16 protein-coding genes and 1 tRNA gene are annotated in these 16,131 nt (G+C 56.7%); 16 read left to right on the forward strand and 1 reads right to left on the reverse strand.

Going from position 1 to position 16,131, the window contains the following annotated elements; all coding sequences use genetic code 11:
- The first annotated feature begins 32 nt into the window (after positions 1-32).
- From J122_RS09785 to secF, 6 genes are all read left to right on the forward strand, one after another.
- Positions 33-119: transfer RNA gene (locus J122_RS09785), tRNA-Leu, on the forward strand.
- Between the two features lie 40 nt (positions 120-159).
- A complete protein-coding gene (gene queA, locus J122_RS09790) occupies positions 160-1,245 on the forward strand; it encodes a tRNA preQ1(34) S-adenosylmethionine ribosyltransferase-isomerase QueA (RefSeq protein WP_061332145.1) in 1,086 nt (361 codons plus the stop codon).
- Between the two features lie 14 nt (positions 1,246-1,259).
- Positions 1,260-2,381 (forward strand): tRNA guanosine(34) transglycosylase Tgt, encoded by a 1,122-nt coding sequence (gene tgt, locus J122_RS09795; protein ID WP_061332226.1) that lies wholly within the window; start codon positions 1,260-1,262, stop codon positions 2,379-2,381.
- 42 nt (positions 2,382-2,423) lie between these two features.
- Positions 2,424-2,786 (forward strand): preprotein translocase subunit YajC, encoded by a 363-nt coding sequence (yajC, locus tag J122_RS09800; protein ID WP_058091100.1) that lies wholly within the window; start codon positions 2,424-2,426, stop codon positions 2,784-2,786.
- A 93-nt stretch (positions 2,787-2,879) separates the two neighbouring features.
- Positions 2,880-4,754 carry a protein translocase subunit SecD gene (gene secD, locus J122_RS09805; protein ID WP_061332147.1) on the forward strand — a complete coding sequence of 625 codons (1,875 nt, stop codon included), beginning with the start codon at positions 2,880-2,882 and terminating at the stop codon, positions 4,752-4,754.
- Positions 4,747-5,700 carry a protein translocase subunit SecF gene (gene secF / locus J122_RS09810; protein ID WP_058091098.1) on the forward strand — a complete coding sequence of 318 codons (954 nt, stop codon included), beginning with the start codon at positions 4,747-4,749 and terminating at the stop codon, positions 5,698-5,700. The genes secD and secF overlap by 8 nt, the downstream gene beginning before the upstream one ends.
- Positions 5,701-5,792: 92 nt before the next feature.
- On the opposite strand, the gene J122_RS09815 is transcribed toward secF, so the two are convergent.
- Complete coding sequence (locus tag J122_RS09815; RefSeq protein WP_058091097.1) at positions 5,793-6,593, reverse strand: inositol monophosphatase family protein; 801 nt, start codon at positions 6,591-6,593, stop codon at positions 5,793-5,795.
- A 191-nt stretch (positions 6,594-6,784) separates the two neighbouring features.
- Between J122_RS09815 and trmJ the strand changes: the two genes are divergently transcribed.
- From trmJ to hisS, 10 genes are all read left to right on the forward strand, one after another.
- Positions 6,785-7,645, forward strand: coding sequence for a tRNA (cytosine(32)/uridine(32)-2'-O)-methyltransferase TrmJ (gene trmJ, locus J122_RS09820; RefSeq protein ID WP_058091096.1), 861 nt, complete (start codon positions 6,785-6,787; stop codon positions 7,643-7,645).
- Positions 7,638-8,417 (forward strand): serine O-acetyltransferase, encoded by a 780-nt coding sequence (gene cysE / locus J122_RS09825; RefSeq protein ID WP_058091095.1) that lies wholly within the window; start codon positions 7,638-7,640, stop codon positions 8,415-8,417. Before trmJ ends, cysE begins: the two co-directional genes overlap by 8 nt.
- Positions 8,418-8,495: 78 nt before the next feature.
- Entirely contained in the window at positions 8,496-8,993 is a 498-nt protein-coding gene (gene iscR / locus J122_RS09830; protein WP_061332149.1) for a Fe-S cluster assembly transcriptional regulator IscR, read from the forward strand.
- 19 nt (positions 8,994-9,012) lie between these two features.
- The gene (locus J122_RS09835; protein ID WP_061332151.1) at positions 9,013-10,161 is read left to right on the forward strand and encodes an IscS subfamily cysteine desulfurase; all 1,149 of its coding nucleotides are present in this window, start codon (positions 9,013-9,015) and stop codon (positions 10,159-10,161) included.
- A gap of 66 nt (positions 10,162-10,227) precedes the next feature.
- Positions 10,228-10,656 (forward strand): nucleoside-diphosphate kinase, encoded by a 429-nt coding sequence (gene ndk, locus J122_RS09840; RefSeq protein ID WP_058091092.1) that lies wholly within the window; start codon positions 10,228-10,230, stop codon positions 10,654-10,656.
- Positions 10,657-10,718: 62 nt separating this feature from the next.
- Entirely contained in the window at positions 10,719-11,828 is a 1,110-nt protein-coding gene (gene rlmN, locus J122_RS09845) for a 23S rRNA (adenine(2503)-C(2))-methyltransferase RlmN (RefSeq protein WP_061332153.1), read from the forward strand.
- Positions 11,829-11,900: 72 nt separating this feature from the next.
- A complete protein-coding gene (gene pilW, locus J122_RS09850) occupies positions 11,901-12,671 on the forward strand; it encodes a type IV pilus biogenesis/stability protein PilW (protein ID WP_061332155.1) in 771 nt (256 codons plus the stop codon).
- On the forward strand, positions 12,661-13,644 hold the full coding sequence (locus tag J122_RS09855) for a RodZ domain-containing protein (protein WP_061332157.1): 984 nt from the start codon (positions 12,661-12,663) through the stop codon (positions 13,642-13,644). The genes pilW and J122_RS09855 overlap by 11 nt, the downstream gene beginning before the upstream one ends.
- 33 nt (positions 13,645-13,677) lie before the next feature.
- Positions 13,678-14,796 carry a flavodoxin-dependent (E)-4-hydroxy-3-methylbut-2-enyl-diphosphate synthase gene (gene ispG / locus J122_RS09860; RefSeq protein ID WP_061332158.1) on the forward strand — a complete coding sequence of 373 codons (1,119 nt, stop codon included), beginning with the start codon at positions 13,678-13,680 and terminating at the stop codon, positions 14,794-14,796.
- A gap of 44 nt (positions 14,797-14,840) precedes the next feature.
- On the forward strand, positions 14,841-16,121 hold the full coding sequence (gene hisS / locus J122_RS09865; RefSeq protein ID WP_082780550.1) for a histidine--tRNA ligase: 1,281 nt from the start codon (positions 14,841-14,843) through the stop codon (positions 16,119-16,121).
- The last annotated feature ends 10 nt before the right edge of the window (positions 16,122-16,131 follow it).

A 16,131-nucleotide genomic window follows, 5' to 3' on the forward strand; every position in this document is an offset into this window, starting at 1 on the left:
TCAGGCTCAGTATAATCCTCCCACTCTCCGATGGCGGCGTGGTGAAATTGGTAGACACGACGGATTCAAAATCCGTTGGGGTAAAACCCGTGGCGGTTCGAGTCCGCCCGCCGCTACCACTTATTGGCCGCAACCTGCGGCATCGTGAATAGCCGGCCCATGAACGTCTCCGATTTTCATTTTGACCTGCCGGACGAGCTCATCGCCCGTTACCCGCTCAAGCAACGCAGTGCGTCCCGACTGCTGGCACTTGAAGGCCTTACCGGCCAGACCCAACACCTGAACTTCACCGATCTCCCCGGCCTGTTGCAGCCTGGCGATCTTCTGGTATTCAACAACACCCGTGTTATTCCGGCCCGCTTGTTTGGCCAGAAGGAATCCGGTGGCCGTGTTGAAATTCTGGTGGAGCGCCTGTTGGGTGAGTTTGAATTGCTGGCCCACGCCCGTGCCTCAAAGGCTGTTAAAGAAGGCCAGAAGGTCCTCCTGGAAGATGGCTCTGCTCTGCGCATGGTGGGCCGGGAAGACGCACTTTTCCGATTTGTATACGAGGGCCTTGAGCCGGTCCTTGATGTGCTTGAACGTATCGGGCACATGCCGTTGCCGCCGTACATGGAGCGGGATGATGACCAGTCTGACCGGGAGCGATATCAAACCGTCTATGCCAAAGAAGCAGGCGCTGTGGCGGCGCCAACGGCAGGGCTGCATTTCGACGACGAGATACTTGAGGTCCTCAAGAGCAACGGCATTGAGTTTGCGTATGTAACCCTTCATGTAGGTGCGGGAACCTTCCAGCCGGTGCGGGTCGACAAAATTGAAGACCACCTGATGCACAGCGAAGTGGCCCATGTGCCCCAGGAAACCGTGGATGCGGTTGAGCGCACCCGGGCCCGGGGCGGCCGGGTGGTTGCGGTTGGCACCACTTCCGTGCGTTCGCTCGAATCCGCCAGTCGGGCAGGGCAGCTGAATACGTTCCGGGGGGAAACCGATATCTTTATCTACCCGGGCTATCGTTTCCAGACCGTTGACGCCATGATCACCAACTTCCATCTGCCGGAATCCACACTGATCATGCTGGTCAGTGCCTTTGCCGGCTACCGTAATATCATGTCTGCCTATCAGGAAGCCGTTGAACAGCGGTACCGTTTTTTCAGTTACGGTGACGCCATGTTCCTGACCGCCCAGGAGCCAAGCCTGGGCATGCTGGCCGGGGCAAACCAGACCGAATCCCGTGGAGAATCCTTGTGAGCAATTCCTGTTTTATGTCGTTCGAGAAGCTGGGCGAAGACGGCAGGGCCCGCCGGGGCCGGCTGACCTTCCCCCGTGGAACGGTTGAAACGCCTGCGTTTATGCCGGTCGGTACTTACGGCACGGTTAAAGGGATGTTGCCAAGAGATATCGAGGCAATCGGCGCGGAAATTATCCTGGGCAACACCTTCCACTTGATGCTGCGCCCGGGCACGGAAGTAATCAAGGCCCACGGCGACTTGCACGATTTCACCCAGTGGCAGGGGCCAATACTGACCGATTCCGGCGGCTTTCAGGTGTTCAGCCTGGGCGAGATGCGCAAGATTACCGAGCAGGGCGTGACCTTCCGCTCCCCGGTAGACGGCTCAAAGGTGGAGTTGTCGCCGGAAATTGCCATTCAGGTGCAGCGTGACCTCGGTTCCGACATTGTCATGATATTTGATGAATGCACGCCGTATCCTGCTACCGAGAAACAGGCAAAAGAATCCATGGAGCTGTCCCTTCGTTGGGCGGAACGCAGCAAAAAGGCCCATGAGGGCAATCCGGCGGCGTTGTTTGGCATTGTCCAGGGTGGCATGTTCGAGCCCTTGCGGGACCGATCCCTGCAGGGGCTGACCGATATCGGGTTTGATGGCTACGCCATTGGCGGTCTGTCGGTGGGCGAGCCGAAAGAAGACATGATTCGCATTCTGGACCATTTGCCTTCGAAAATGCCGGAAGACAAACCTCGTTACCTGATGGGGGTTGGACGTCCGGAAGACATTGTTGAGGCAGTTCGCCGGGGGGTAGACATGTTTGACTGTGTTATGCCCACCCGTAACGCCCGGAATGGCTACCTGTTCACCTCGACCGGCATTGTCAAGATTCGTAATGCGAAGAATCGTCACGATACCGGCCCGCTGGATGAACGTTGTGACTGTTATACCTGTCAGAATTTCTCAAAGAGCTATCTGCATCATCTGGATAAGTGTGGTGAAATGCTGGGCGCGCAGCTCAATACCATCCACAATCTGCGCTTCTATCAGAACCTGATGAGTGGATTGCGTGGGGCCATTGAAGCAGGTACATTGTCCGACTTTATAAGCGAATTCTATGCCTTACGTGGCGAATCTGTGCCGCCGCTGGGTGAATCCTGAGCAATTTTTACCTCAATATCAGTCAATAAACGGAGAACCTGAATGAAATCAATCAAACTGCTCATCGTTGGTCTGCTGTCTCTGATGCCTGCACTTGCCATGGCGCAGGATGCCGGTGCCCAGGGCATGAGCGTGATGGGTCAGATCATCTTCTTCGCCGGCTTTATCCTGATTTTCTACTTCCTGATCTGGCGCCCGCAGTCCAAGCGTGCCAAAGAGCATAAAGCGCTGATGTCCGGCCTGAACAAGGGCGACGAAGTGGTGACTTCCGGTGGCGTTGCCGGCCGCATCACCAAGGTGTCTGACGACTTCATCGTGCTGGAAGTGTCTGATAACGTCGAGATCAAGATTCAGAAAGTGGCGGTGGCTGCGGCGCTGCCCAAGGGCACACTGAAAGATATCTGAGCCAGTTGTGCGCAGGGCGGCCTATGGTCGCCCGTTTTGTGTTGACTTGCTGAAACACCAAGGCCGGCGCCATAGCTGGCTCGAAGGATTCTCATGCTGAACAAGTATCCTCTCTGGAAGAACCTGATCATAGTGTTCGCACTGGTCATCGGGTTCATTTACGCGTTACCGAATTTCTTTCCCGATGATTTCGCCATACAGGTTACCGGCGCCCGGGGCAGCACCGAGGTAGACCAGCGTGTGCTGGACCGTGCCCTCGGCGCCCTTGAAAGCCGCGGGATCGAAGTCAAGGAAAGTTCTCTTGAAGACCGCAATGCCCTGATTCGCCTGAACAGTTCCGACGCGCAGTTGCGGGCTCGCCCGGCAGTGCAGGCCGCCCTTGGTAACGATTACCTGGTGGCTCTGAACATGGCTCCCTCAACTCCTGGTTGGCTGCGTAGCCTCGGTGCAGGCCCGATGAAGCTCGGCCTTGACCTGCGAGGTGGTGTTCACTTCCTGCTGGAAGTAGACATGGACACGGCTGTCAGCCAGCGTCTGGAGGCGTTTTCCGGGCAGATCAAAAGAGAGCTTCGGGATGAGCGTATTCGCTATCGGGGTGGAGATGTTGAAGGCAACCGGGAGATTGTTCTTAGCTTCCGGGATTCTGAGTCTCGCAGTGCAGCCTTTGATCTGATTCGTCGGCAGTACAATGAGTTTCTGCTCAATGAAAGCACCCGGGAAGGCGAATTCCTGTTGGCACTGACCCTCTCTGAAGCTGAAGTGAGGAATATCCAGGAATATGCCCTGGAACAGAACCTGACCACCATCCGTAATCGTGTCAACGAACTCGGCGTGGCGGAGCCTCTGGTTCAGCGCCAGGGCGCAGATCGTATTATCGTTGAGCTGCCAGGTGTGCAGGATACCGCCCAGGCCAAGCGGGTTCTCGGCGCAACAGCCAATCTGGAATTCCGGATGGAAGCCCGCCAGGATACCCCGGGAGCAGAAACCGAGCAGTTCGGTTTCCGTGACAACCCCCAGCGAACAGCTCGCCTCGAGCGGGACGTGATTGCCACCGGTAATAATGTGGCTAATGCCCAGCAGGCCTTCGATGAGAATGGTCAGCCGCAGGTTAACATCACCATGGATTCGGTTGGCGGCGACCTGATGAACCGCGCTACCCGCAATAATGTGGGGCGCCGCATGGCGGTGCTGTTTATCGAGTTCCGCACCGAGACTGAAGCGCAGGAAGTAGACGGTGAGATTCGGGAAGTCGAAAAGCGGATTGTGGAAAAGGGGCTGATCAGCCTGGCAACCGTCCAGTCAGCGCTGGGTAGCAGTTTCCGCATTACTGGTCTGGATTCGATACCGGAAGCTGCAGAGCTGGCGCTGCTGTTGCGGGCAGGTGCACTGGCGGCACCCATGTACTTTGTTCAGGAGCGGACCATTGGGCCAAGCCTCGGACAGAAGAACATCGACGCTGGTGTAACCTCTGTTGCCTTTGGTTTCGCCTTGGTACTCATCTACATGTTGGTGTTCTATCGTGGCTTCGGGGTAGTGGCGAATATCACGCTGACCCTGAACCTGATGTTGCTGCTGGCCTGTATGTCCATTCTGTCTGCCACGCTTACCTTGCCGGGTATTGCCGGTATCGTTCTGACAGTGGGTATGGCGGTTGACGCCAACGTTCTAATCTTTGAGCGAATAAAGGAAGAGCTTAAAGCTGGTGTGCCGCCGCAGAGTGCGATTAACTCGGGGTACAGCCGGGCCTTTGTGTCTATCTTTGATGCCAACATAACCACTCTGTTGGTCGCTGTGATCCTGTTTGCCATGGGTTCCGGCCCGGTCAAAGGGTTCGCGGTAACACTGAGCATCGGCATCCTGACCTCGATGTTCTGTGCCCTGGTGGTCAGTCGCGCCATTGTGAACGTTGTCTACGGCGGCCGCAGGGTCGAGAAATTGTCGATCGGGGGGAAGCTGGCTAATGGCTGATACACAGAAACAACCATTTGATTTCATGGGGTTGCGGAAGATTGCTTCCGTGCTTTCGATCACACTGGTGGTGATTTCCCTGGCTTTGTTGGGTGTTCGCGGCCTGAACTTTGGCATGGACTTCACCGGCGGTACCTCAGTAGAGCTGGAGTACGCCGAGGCGCCGAGCCTTGACGCTATCCGGGACCAACTGGCAGAAGCGGGCTATGAGCAGTTCGTCGTTCAGAACTTCGGCGCGGATACCACCATCCTGATCCGCATGGCGGAAGCTGAGAACGATCAGTTAGCCCGTGAGGTGGCTGGCATGCTGGCTGCCTCCGGCGCCGAGCTCGAGTTGGTGGGGTCCGAGTTCGTCGGTTCTCAGGTTGGCGATGAGCTCAAAGAAGACAGTGGTCTCGGGCTGTTGATTGCCTTGGCGGTGGTGCTGATCTACGTGGGCATGCGCTTCCAGTTCAAGTTCGGTATCGCGTCTGTGATACCGCTGGCTCACGACGTCATTATTGTGCTGGGCGTGTTTGCGCTGTTCCAGTGGACGTTTGACCTGACCGTGCTGGCAGCGTTGCTGGCGGTAATCGGTTACTCGCTGAACGATACCATCGTTGTGGCGGACCGTATCCGGGAGAACTTCCGGAAAATGCGGGTAGGCGAGCCCTGGGATATCATCAACGAGTCCATTCACCAGACCATCACCCGTACCATCAATACTTCTGGTACAACCTTGGTGGTGTTGCTGGCGTTGTATTTCTTCGGTGGTGAGGCCATCAACAACTTCGCCCTTGCGCTCATTATTGGCGTGGTTGTGGGTACCTACTCCTCCATCTATGTCTCTGCCAATATGCTGATGGTGATGGGTGTTACCCGCGAAGACCTGATGGTACCGGCGAAGGAAGGCACCGGTGAAGAAGCCGAAGAAGAGCAGCCGCCCGAGTGGCTTAACCGGATGTGATCCGGTGGGGGAGGCCCGGGCCTCCCGCTTTCCGAGGCATGAAAAAACCGCCAGTCCCGTGAGGGAGTGGCGGTTTTTTTGTACCGGGAAGTCTACCTGGGCAGACGGCCGCGGAACGGGTGCAATACCTTGAGCACTTCGCGGAACAGCTTTGGATTGGCCACAACCAGCTGTTTGGCATTGCCAGCAGACGGGTTGCCGGAGAAATCGCCAGTCAGTGCGCCGGATTCCATGGCCAGGGTGACACCCAGGTCCAGGTCTGAGGCTTCCGGCCGGAAGATTACAGCGGCGTCCAGAAGGCCTGCAGAAACGCGGGCAATATCCAGAACAACGCAGCCGGAGGTGCGGAACATGGCGCTCTCACGCGCCAGCACTGCGGCCATTTCGCCCCAGATCATCGGGTCGTCGCCTTTGCGAGCCTGATCCAGCAGGTTGGTGGCAAATGCCGCCTTGCCGGGTAATTTGATTTCAGACGTGCGCACACGGCGGCTGTTGAGGGCTGCCCCATGGCCGCGGCTGGCAGAATATTCTTCACCTGTGATCGGATTGACCAGCAACAGGTTTTCTGTCCGGTTGTTCTTTTTCTGGCTCAGTGCCAGGGCAAATTCCGGAATACCACGAATGAAGTTTTCGCGGCCAAGCACGGGGAAGATGTGCCAGCTGCGCTCGCTGCCAGCGGCGTCGGCCTCGCCCATCGGTGCGATGGTGTGATCCCGATATGCCTTTTCCAGTTGCTCGGTGAAGTTGTCATAAATGGATTTCTCAACCCGTTCGAGCTGGCGGTAGCGCTCGGCCTCGTCCTTGCCGTTGGGTTCCTGTCGCTCGAAATGTGCTTTCAGGTAATCTGATCCCTGGCGGGCAACGCGCAGGGCCATTTTAATTGCTGGTTGCATCTGAGTGTTCATTATCCGGGTGTGTGAAGGCCCGGTATGATAGCAAAAACAACCCGCGCTTGTACGTTTTTTGGCTCAGCAAATGCACGGATACCATGGGTTTCGGCAACTCCGGAGAGCAGGGCGGCCCGGGTTTCTGCTATCATTCCCTTCCAATATTTAACGTCTGTTAATTCATAGGCCCGAAAACCATGCACAAGCCCGCATTGCCACAGGAAGGTTCTGACACGTTCAATGATCAGGTCAGGATCGTCCTGGTTGAAACTTCGCATTCCGGCAATATTGGTGCGGTCGCAAGGGCGATGAAAAACATGGGGCTGGGCAACTTATGGCTGGTTAACCCGGCTTCGTTCCCGGATGAGGCCTCTTACGCGCGTTCTGCCGGTGCCTCAGATGTTCTGGACAGGGCCCAGGTGGTTGCCACGCTTGACGACGCGCTGGCGGATTGTGTGCTGGTGATGGGTACCAGTGCCCGCGGCCGGAAGGTGCCCTGGCCGGTGATTGCTCCGCCCCAGGCGGCAGCGACGGCGGGCGAATATAGCCGGCAGGGTCGGGTTGCGCTGGTGTTCGGGCGTGAAAACCACGGTTTGTCCAATGATGAGCTTCAGCGTTGCCACTACCACATTCATATTCCGTCGAATCCGGACTACAGTTCATTGAATCTGGCCATGGCGGTGCAGGTGGTTTGCTACGAATTGCGCATGCATTACCTGCGCAGCCTTGAAGAAGGTGAGGCGAGTCCCAATCTTGAGGCCATGGTTGGACCGGGCGACCGTGGCTGGGATGTGCCGCCGGCAGAAGTGCAGGAGGTGGAAGGCTTCTTCGGGCATCTGGAACAGGTGTTGGTGGATGTGGATTTCCATCGTCGTAACAACCCCAGGCAACTGATGACCCGCCTGCGACGCCTGTTTCAGCGCGCACGTCTTGACCAGATGGAAATCAATATCCTTAGGGGCATTCTGACATCCGTACAAAAGGCTGCCGGAACCCTGCCGGGGAGCGACAAGCAGAAAAATACTGCGGATGAGGGGCAGGAAAAAGGCCATGTTTGAGCGTTTAAGGGAAGATGTCAAAAGCGTATTTCACCGGGATCCGGCGGCGCGGAACACCTTCGAGGTGCTTACCAATTATCCGGGCCTCCATGCATTGCTGTTTCACAGGTTTTCCCATTGGCTCTGGAATCTTGGGCTGAAGTGGCTGGCGCGGACCATCTCCACGTTGGCGCGCTGGTTCACCGGTATTGAGATTCATCCGGGTGCGACCATCGGTCGGCGGTTTTTTATCGACCACGGCATGGGCGTGGTGATCGGGGAAACCACGGTTATCGGCGATGACGTCACCCTCTATCAGGGCGTTACCCTGGGCGGAACGAGCTGGAACAAAGGCAAACGCCACCCGACTATCGGTGATGGCGTGGTTGTCGGTGCAGGTGCAAAGATTCTTGGGCCGTTCGAAGTGGGCCCTGGTGCGAAGATTGGTTCCAATTCCGTGGTTACCAAAGCCGTCCCCGCCGGCGCTACAGTGGTGGGTATTCCGGGCCGGGTGATTGTGAAGCGCCACTCCGACGATGACGTGCGGCGCAAGGAGATGGAAGAGCGCATGGGCTTTGACGCCTATGGTGTGACGGAAGAGATGCCAGACCCGGTTGCCCGGGCCATGCGTTCGCTCCTCGACCACATGCATGCGGTGGATGATCGAATTGAAACCATGTGCAAAGCACTCCGTAAGGTGAACAGTGAATATCAGAACGGAGAGCTGCCGCCGTTGCATGAAGAAGACTTTGACTGTGTGCGCGACGAGGCGGACAACGAGGGCAGGGGTTGAATACTTGACTGTTTTGGTGGGTCAATTCATACTCAGCCCTGCGAATCGAGATTCAATCCCATCACTGGGGCTGAGAATATGAAGCTGACCACCAAAGGCCGCTACGCTGTGACGGCGATGCTTGATCTGGCTCTGCACGGAAGCCAGGGGCCGGTAAGTCTTGCGGATATTTCAGCCCGGCAAGAAATTTCCCTCTCTTATCTGGAACAGTTGTTCTCGCGTCTGCGTCGCCAGCATCTGGTGGTGAGTGTGCGTGGTCCGGGCGGTGGCTACCGCCTGAGCCGGCCTGCCGACGACGTGTTTGTTGCTGAAGTGGTGGATGCGGTCAGTGAATCGCTCGACACCACCCGTTGCGGCAACAAGGGCGATTGCCAGAATGGCGAGAAGTGTCTTACCCACCATTTATGGTCTGATTTGAGTGATCAGATCCACCAGTTCCTGAGTGAAATCAGTCTGGGGGATTTGATGCGGAAGCGCGAGATCCGTCAGGTGGCGGATCGCCAGAACCGGAAGCACTCGGATGATGACTCTGACGCGATTAATACCCAACGCCTGACCGACCAGGCCACTGCCTGATAAACAGCATCCTGTGATTATGAAAAAGCCCGTATACCTGGACTACGCGGCCACGACGCCCGTTGATCCGTCTGTTGCCTCAGACATGATGAACTACCTGACCCTTGACGGAGTGTTTGGTAATCCTGCTTCTCGTTCCCATGGATACGGGTGGCAAGCGGAAGCGGCCGTTGAAAACGCTCGACGCCAGGTCGCTGACCTGATTCACGCCGACCCAAGGGAGATTGTCTGGACCTCCGGCGCTACCGAGTCCGACAACCTGGCCATCAAGGGTGCGGTTGCCGGCCACGAATCGCCTCACATTGTAACCTCGGTGATCGAGCACAAGGCGGTTGTGGATACCTGCAAATGGCTCGAGCAAAACGGTGTTGACGTTACCTGGCTGCACCCCGAGTCTGACGGCCGGATTGACCCCCAGGCGGTGGTAGCCGCCCTGCGTGATAACACCGTGCTGGTCAGCCTGATGATGGTGAATAATGAGCTGGGGTGTGTGACCGATATTGCCGCCATCGGCGAGCAGCTTCGCCAGCGAGGCATCCTGCTGCATGTTGATGCCGCTCAGGCTGCGGGTAAAATCCCAGTGGTGGTGGGCGAGCTGAACGTTGATCTTCTGTCTTTGTCAGCGCACAAGGTCTATGGCCCGAAGGGCGTGGGAGCGCTTTATGTGCGCCGTTCTCCCGATGTGCGTATTCAGGCCCAGATGCATGGCGGTGGCCATGAGCGGGGGATGCGTTCTGGTACCCTGCCAACCCATCAGATTGTTGGCATGGGGCGGGCGTTTGAGCTGGCCGGCGCGGGGCTTGATGATGAACTGTCCCGGCTTGAATCGCTGCGCGAACGATTTCTCACAGGGCTGGAAGGGCTCGAAGGGGTGCACTTTAACGGCAGTCGGGAACATCGGGTGCCTGGCATTGTCAATCTGTCATTCGAGGGTGTGGAGGCTGAGTCTTTAATGCTCGGGCTACGAAATCTCGCGGTATCGTCCGGTTCCGCCTGCGCCTCAGCGACAGTAGAGCCCTCGTTTGTGTTGCGGGGCATAGGTTTGAGCGATGAGTTGGCGCACCGTGCCCTTCGGTTTTCGTTTGGCCGGTTCAGCACCGAGCAGGAAATGGATTTTGCCTGTTCGCAAATTATTGATGTTGTTACCCGACTTCGTGCCGTGCGGTAGGCAGTTGCACCCGGACTGCGTATAATCGCACCTCTGAATTTTCATGAACCTGACTGGAGAAATACCATGGCAAACGAGCGCACGCTCTCTATTATCAAGCCCGACGCGGTCGCCAAGAACGTTATCGGCGAAATTTACAGCCGTTTCGAGAAAGCTGACCTGAAAATCGTCGCTGCCAAGATGATGCACCTGACCCAGGAGCAGGCAGAAGGTTTCTACGCCGAGCACAAAGAGCGCCCGTTCTTCAACGATCTGGTTGCTTTCATGACGTCTGGCCCGGTGGTTGTGCAGGTGCTGGAAGGCGAAGGCGCCATCCTCAAGAACCGCGATCTGATGGGTGCTACCAACCCGAAAGAAGCGGCGGCCGGCACTATCCGTGCCGACTTTGCATCATCCATTGATGCCAATGCCGTTCACGGTTCGGACTCAGCAGCTTCCGCTGAGCGTGAAGTGGCGTATTTTTTCAATGACAACGAGATCTGCCCGCGCGGTTGATGTTGTTGGTTCAGGGGTGGTGAAAACCACCCCTGAATTGGTTATCTGATCGAGGTTATTGCATGACTGGCACTGCCGAAAAAATCAATCTCCTGGGGATGCCCAAAGCCAAGCTTGAGGCGTTCTTTGAGACCCTGGGCGAAAAGCGCTTCCGGGCGCAGCAGGTGCTGCAGTGGATCCATCAGCGAGGCGTTGATGACTTCGATCAAATGACCAATATGAGCCGCGTACTGCGTGAACGGCTCAAGGAAATCGCCGAAGTTCGTGGTCCGGAGGTGGTCTACGACGAAACCTCCAAAGATGGCACCCGAAAGTGGGTGATGCGCATGGATAACGGCAACAGTGTTGAAACCGTACTGATTCCGGATGGCGAGAGGGGCACCCTGTGCGTATCTTCGCAGATTGGCTGCAGCCTTGACTGCACGTTCTGTTCCACCGGCAAGCGTGGCTTCAACCGTAACCTGACTGCTGCTGAGATTATTGGTCAGGTCTGGGTTGCCCGAAGAGCCTTCATGCCCTTTGATCCCACCGACCGCCCGATCACCAACGTGGTGATGATGGGCATGGGTGAGCCACTGCTCAACTTTGACAATGTCGTCGATGCCATGAACCTGATGATGGAAGATCTGGCCTATGGAATCTCCAAACGGCGGGTGACCCTGAGCACGTCTGGCGTGGTGCCTGCCCTGGACCTGTTGGGTGAGGTTACCGATGTTTCACTGGCCATCTCGCTCCACGCACCCAATGATGAGCTACGCAACACGCTGGTTCCATTGAATAAAAAGTATCCCATAGCGGAACTTCTGGCGGCGACACGGCGGTATCTGGCTCGGTTGCCGGATAAACGTAAGGCCACCATTGAATATACGGTTATTGAAGGCGTTAATGATAAACCGGAACATGCGCGGGAGCTGGTGGCCCTGTTGAAAGGCCTGCCTTGCAAGATTAACCTGATCCCGTTCAACCCGTTCCCGGAAAGCGATTTCAAACGGCCCAGCATGAACGCAACGCGGCGATTCCAGACGGTACTCAACGAGGGCGGATACGTAACCACCATTCGTACCACCCGTGGTGATGACATAGATGCTGCCTGTGGGCAATTGGTCGGGCGGGTGGAGGACCGAACTCGCAGGAGCAAGAGATACATTGCAGTACAGCAGGTAAATCCCTGATTTAACAACGCGGAAGCGACTAAGGTAAGGTGTTTCGTGAAAGGAAAAGCACAAGGCTCGCATCTGTTTACAATGGCTGTTCTATTGTTCGGTCTTGTTCTCTCCGGTTGTGTGACCACAACCGACAGTCGCTTTTCCCGGGAAGCGGACCGCGACAAAGCGGTCAGTAATTACGTACAGCTGGCCACGGCCTATATCGGTCAGGGCAATCTTGATCGTGCTCGCCACCACCTTGAACGTGCCCTGGAACTCTCCCCGAATAGTTCTGAAGCCCTGGCAGCCATGGGGTTGGTCTATAACGCTGAAGGCGAGCCGGAGCTGGCTGAACGTAACTTCAAACGCGCCATCAGTCAGGATTCCAGCTACTCCCGGGCGCGGGTTTACTACGGTGCTTTTCTATATAGCAACGGACGGTTTTCCGAAGCCCGGGATCAGTTCAGTGTTGCTTCACGCGATACCGGTTATCGGGAACGCGGAGCGGTATTCTATAATCTGGGCATGACCGAGGAGCGGCTTGGTAACCTCGATGCTGCCGCGGGTGCCTACCGACGTGCTGTGGAACTAACTCGCGGTGAAGCAAGGACTTTGCTTTCTCTGTCCAGGGTGTTGGTTGAACAGGAGGATTTTACCGAGGCTTCCCGTTATTACAGCCGCCTTCAGACCATGATCCAGCGCAATACCCGCTTGTCACACTCGGCGGAAAGCCTGTATACGGGTATTCTGATAGCCCGGCATTTTAATGATCGTGATCAGGAAGTGAGCCTGGCGATGTTGCTCCGAAATGATTACTCAAATTCTTTGGAATACCAACAATACAGGGTGTTGATTGCCAATGACCGGTGACGTGGAGCCAGATCAGGTGACGGCGGAGCCTGTCGGGGAGCAGCTTCGGCAAGGGCGTGAGCGTCTCGGATTGAGCGTCTCAGCCATTGCTGATGAACAGCATCTCCGGCCGTCTGTGATTCAGGCTATAGAAAACGGCGATTACAGCAAAATAGACAGTGAGCTTTTCCTAAAAGGGTATGTGCGTGCCTATGCCCGCCAGGTGGGGCTGGACGCAGACGCGGTTATTGCCGACCTGAATCGGGAGCTGGAGCCGGCTCGCCAGCAAAGGGAACAGGAACACCAGGCAAGCCCCCTGGTTTCCATTGAACGCAAGAAACGCCGCAAGCGTCAGGTTGCAAAAGTGCTCTTGGCGCTGTTGGTTGTCGCGTTGGTGGCCTACCTGATCGCAGGATATCTTGCGGAGCAGGGAGAGGGCGGCGAGGCAGCTCCAGAGGCGGAAACCCCGGCCGAGACAGTGACGCCGGAACAGGGCCCGGCGGCCGATGGTCAGGACGTGCAGCCGGTGACCGAGCCGAATGACGAGTTCGGCGCTGCGGAACAGCCGTTACCTGAAGAAGGCTCGACGGTTCTGGAAAGTGAACGTGTACCCCCGGCAGAGCCGCTGGAGCCTGAACCCATCGGTGCGGAGCTGGATGAGCTTCCGGCTGATCGGGTGCCCGCTGTCACCCAGTCGACAGAGCCTGCCTTGCAGGAAGAGCAGCTGCTTGCTCCCGCGGCGACAACCGAGGCCCGGCTGCAGATTGCTTTTTCAGGAGATTGCTGGGTACAGGTGACAGACGCCGGCGGTAGCCGGTTGGTCAGCGGCTTGCGACGTAGCGGAGAGCAACTGGATGTGACCGGAGATGCACCGTTGACTGTGGTTATTGGTGCTGTGAGCGCCGTTGAGTCCATTCGATTCCAGGGTGAAGCCCTGAATATTGGTGATTTTCGCGTAGTGAACAACCGGTCGGAGTTCACGCTCGAACTTTGATCCGAACGCCCGAATAACTGTTGGTTCCAGCAAATGAAACACGAATCCCCGATCAAAAGACGTAAATCCCGCCAGATCATGGTGGGCAATGTGCCGGTTGGCGGCGATGCACCGATTGCGGTTCAGAGCATGACCAACACAAACACCTGTGATGTAGAGGCGACTGTTGGCCAGATTGCAGCGTTGCAGGAGGCCGGCGCCGATATCGTCCGTGTTTCAGTACCCTCCATGGAGGCCGCTGAAGCGTTCGGACAGATTCGCAAGCGCGTATCTCTGCCGCTCGTTGCCGATATTCACTTCGATTACAAAATTGCCCTGCGAGTGGCCGAGCTTGGTGTTGACTGTTTGCGCATCAACCCCGGTAACATTGGTCGGGACGATCGCGTCAACGCCGTCATCAGCGCGGCTCGGGACGGCAATATCCCGATCCGTATTGGCGTGAATGCCGGGTCTCTTGAAAAGAGCCTGCAGCGTAAATACGGTGAGCCTACCGCAGAGGCCCTGGTAGAGTCTGCCATGCGGCACATCGATATTCTGGATAAACACGATTTCCAGGATTTCAAAGTTAGCCTGAAGGCGTCAGAGGTATTTATGACCGTTGATGCCTACCGGAAGATTGCCTCCCAGATTGTACAGCCTTTGCACCTGGGTATTACCGAGGCCGGTGGCTTTCGTTCGGGCACAGTAAAATCCTCTATCGGCCTTGGCATGTTGCTGATGGACGGTATTGGCGACACCATTCGGGTATCACTGGCCGCAGACCCCGTGCAGGAAATCAAGGTTGGCTTCGATATTCTCAAGAGCCTGCGTTTGCGCAGCCGTGGTATCAACTTCATCGCTTGCCCCAGCTGTTCCAGGCAGAACTTTGATGTGATCCAGACCATGAATGATCTGGAGGCTCGCCTGGAAGACGTCAATACCTCCCTGGACGTTGCCATTATTGGCTGCATAGTGAACGGTCCCGGAGAAGCCAAGGTGGCGGACCTCGGGTTGACGGGCGGTACGCCGAAAAACCTTCTGTATTTGGACGGAAAGCCAAATCAGAAGTTGGACAATGCGACGTTGACGGACGACCTGGAGCGAATCATCCGGGAAAAAGTTGCAGAGCGGCAGCAGCAGGAAGAATCCGTGATTGCCCGGTCTGCGGACTGAGCCGTCCAATTCGACATCATTCATTAAAGTATCAGGGTTTTAACTTGGCTAAGATTCAGGCAATCCGCGGAATGAACGATATTCTGCCGGAGCAGACCCCCGTCTGGCAGTATGTAGAGTCAACGGTACGTCAGGTACTTGGGCAATACGGATACCAGGAAATCCGCATGCCGGTGGTTGAACAGACCGAACTGTTCAAGCGCTCGATCGGTGAAGTCACTGACATCGTCGAAAAAGAAATGTACACCTTTGACGACAGGAATGGCGACAGCCTGACCCTTCGCCCGGAAGGCACAGCCGGTTGCGTCAGGGCAGCCGAAGAGCATGGCCTGCTGTTCAACCAGACCCGCCGGCTTTGGTATACCGGCCCGATGTTCCGCCACGAACGCCCCCAGAAAGGCCGCTACCGCCAGTTCCACCAGATTGGCGTGGAGTGTTTTGGCATGGATGGTCCGGATATAGACGCCGAGTTACTGATACTCACGGCGCGGCTGTGGCAGGCCCTTGGTCTTGCCGGGCATACGCGCCTTGAGATTAACTCCATTGGCACCAGTGAAGCCCGGAAAGTCTACCGCCAGGCTCTGGTTGATTATCTGGAGCAGTACCGGGATCAGTTGGATGACGACAGTAAGCGCCGGTTGACCACGAATCCGTTACGGATTCTGGACAGCAAGGATGCCGGAACCCGGAAAATCCTGGAAGGGGCGCCAAGCCTGGACGATTACCTGGATGACGAATCCCGGGCCCACTTTGAGCAATTGAAGGGGCTGTTGGACGCCGCCAGCGTGAAATACAGCGTAAACCCGGCCCTCGTTCGGGGTCTGGATTATTATGGCAAAACCGTTTTCGAGTGGATTACCGACAGCCTCGGTGCACAAGGCACCGTGTGTGCTGGTGGCCGTTACGATGGCCTGGTAGAGCAGTTGGGTGGCAAACCAACCAAGGCGGTGGGCTTTGCTATGGGGCTGGAGCGACTGATCCTGTTGCTCGAAACCCTGGAATTGGTGCCTGATTACGTTAACAACCATGCCGACGTATACGTAACCGCCATGGGCGACAAGGTTATCGCTCCGGCGATGGCGATTGCGGAAGAACTTCGCAGCGCGTTACCCGGTCGTGTGGTTGTCACTCACTGTGGCGGTGGCAGCTTCAAGAGCCAGATGAAGAAGGCGGACCGCAGCGGCGCCCGCTACGCGGTCATCCTGGGCGAGAATGAGCTGGCCAGTGGCAATGTTGGCCTGAAGCCCTTGCGCGACGATGAGCCGCAGCAGGACATTGCCCGCAGTGAACTGGCCCAGGCGCTCGCCAACCGGTTTGCACAATGAATTTCACAAG

It is taken from the genome of Marinobacter excellens LAMA 842 (assembly GCF_001574445.1).
Classification (GTDB): domain Bacteria; phylum Pseudomonadota; class Gammaproteobacteria; order Pseudomonadales; family Oleiphilaceae; genus Marinobacter; species Marinobacter shengliensis.

Excerpts from the sequence above, each read along its gene's own strand:
- queA (WP_061332145.1), top strand. The coding sequence starts at position 160 with ATGAACGTCTCCGATTTTCATTTTGACCTGCCGGACGAGCTCATCGCC.
- tgt (WP_061332226.1), top strand. The coding sequence starts at position 1,260 with ATGTCGTTCGAGAAGCTGGGCGAAGACGGCAGGGCCCGCCGGGGCCGG.
- yajC (WP_058091100.1), top strand. The coding sequence starts at position 2,424 with ATGAAATCAATCAAACTGCTCATCGTTGGTCTGCTGTCTCTGATGCCT.
- secD (WP_061332147.1), top strand. The coding sequence starts at position 2,880 with ATGCTGAACAAGTATCCTCTCTGGAAGAACCTGATCATAGTGTTCGCA.
- secF (WP_058091098.1), top strand. The coding sequence starts at position 4,747 with ATGGCTGATACACAGAAACAACCATTTGATTTCATGGGGTTGCGGAAG.
- J122_RS09815 (WP_058091097.1), bottom strand. The coding sequence starts at position 6,593 with ATGCAACCAGCAATTAAAATGGCCCTGCGCGTTGCCCGCCAGGGATCA.
- trmJ (WP_058091096.1), top strand. The coding sequence starts at position 6,785 with ATGCACAAGCCCGCATTGCCACAGGAAGGTTCTGACACGTTCAATGAT.
- cysE (WP_058091095.1), top strand. The coding sequence starts at position 7,638 with ATGTTTGAGCGTTTAAGGGAAGATGTCAAAAGCGTATTTCACCGGGAT.
- iscR (WP_061332149.1), top strand. The coding sequence starts at position 8,496 with ATGAAGCTGACCACCAAAGGCCGCTACGCTGTGACGGCGATGCTTGAT.
- J122_RS09835 (WP_061332151.1), top strand. The coding sequence starts at position 9,013 with ATGAAAAAGCCCGTATACCTGGACTACGCGGCCACGACGCCCGTTGAT.
- ndk (WP_058091092.1), top strand. The coding sequence starts at position 10,228 with ATGGCAAACGAGCGCACGCTCTCTATTATCAAGCCCGACGCGGTCGCC.
- rlmN (WP_061332153.1), top strand. The coding sequence starts at position 10,719 with ATGACTGGCACTGCCGAAAAAATCAATCTCCTGGGGATGCCCAAAGCC.
- pilW (WP_061332155.1), top strand. The coding sequence starts at position 11,901 with ATGGCTGTTCTATTGTTCGGTCTTGTTCTCTCCGGTTGTGTGACCACA.
- J122_RS09855 (WP_061332157.1), top strand. The coding sequence starts at position 12,661 with ATGACCGGTGACGTGGAGCCAGATCAGGTGACGGCGGAGCCTGTCGGG.
- ispG (WP_061332158.1), top strand. The coding sequence starts at position 13,678 with ATGAAACACGAATCCCCGATCAAAAGACGTAAATCCCGCCAGATCATG.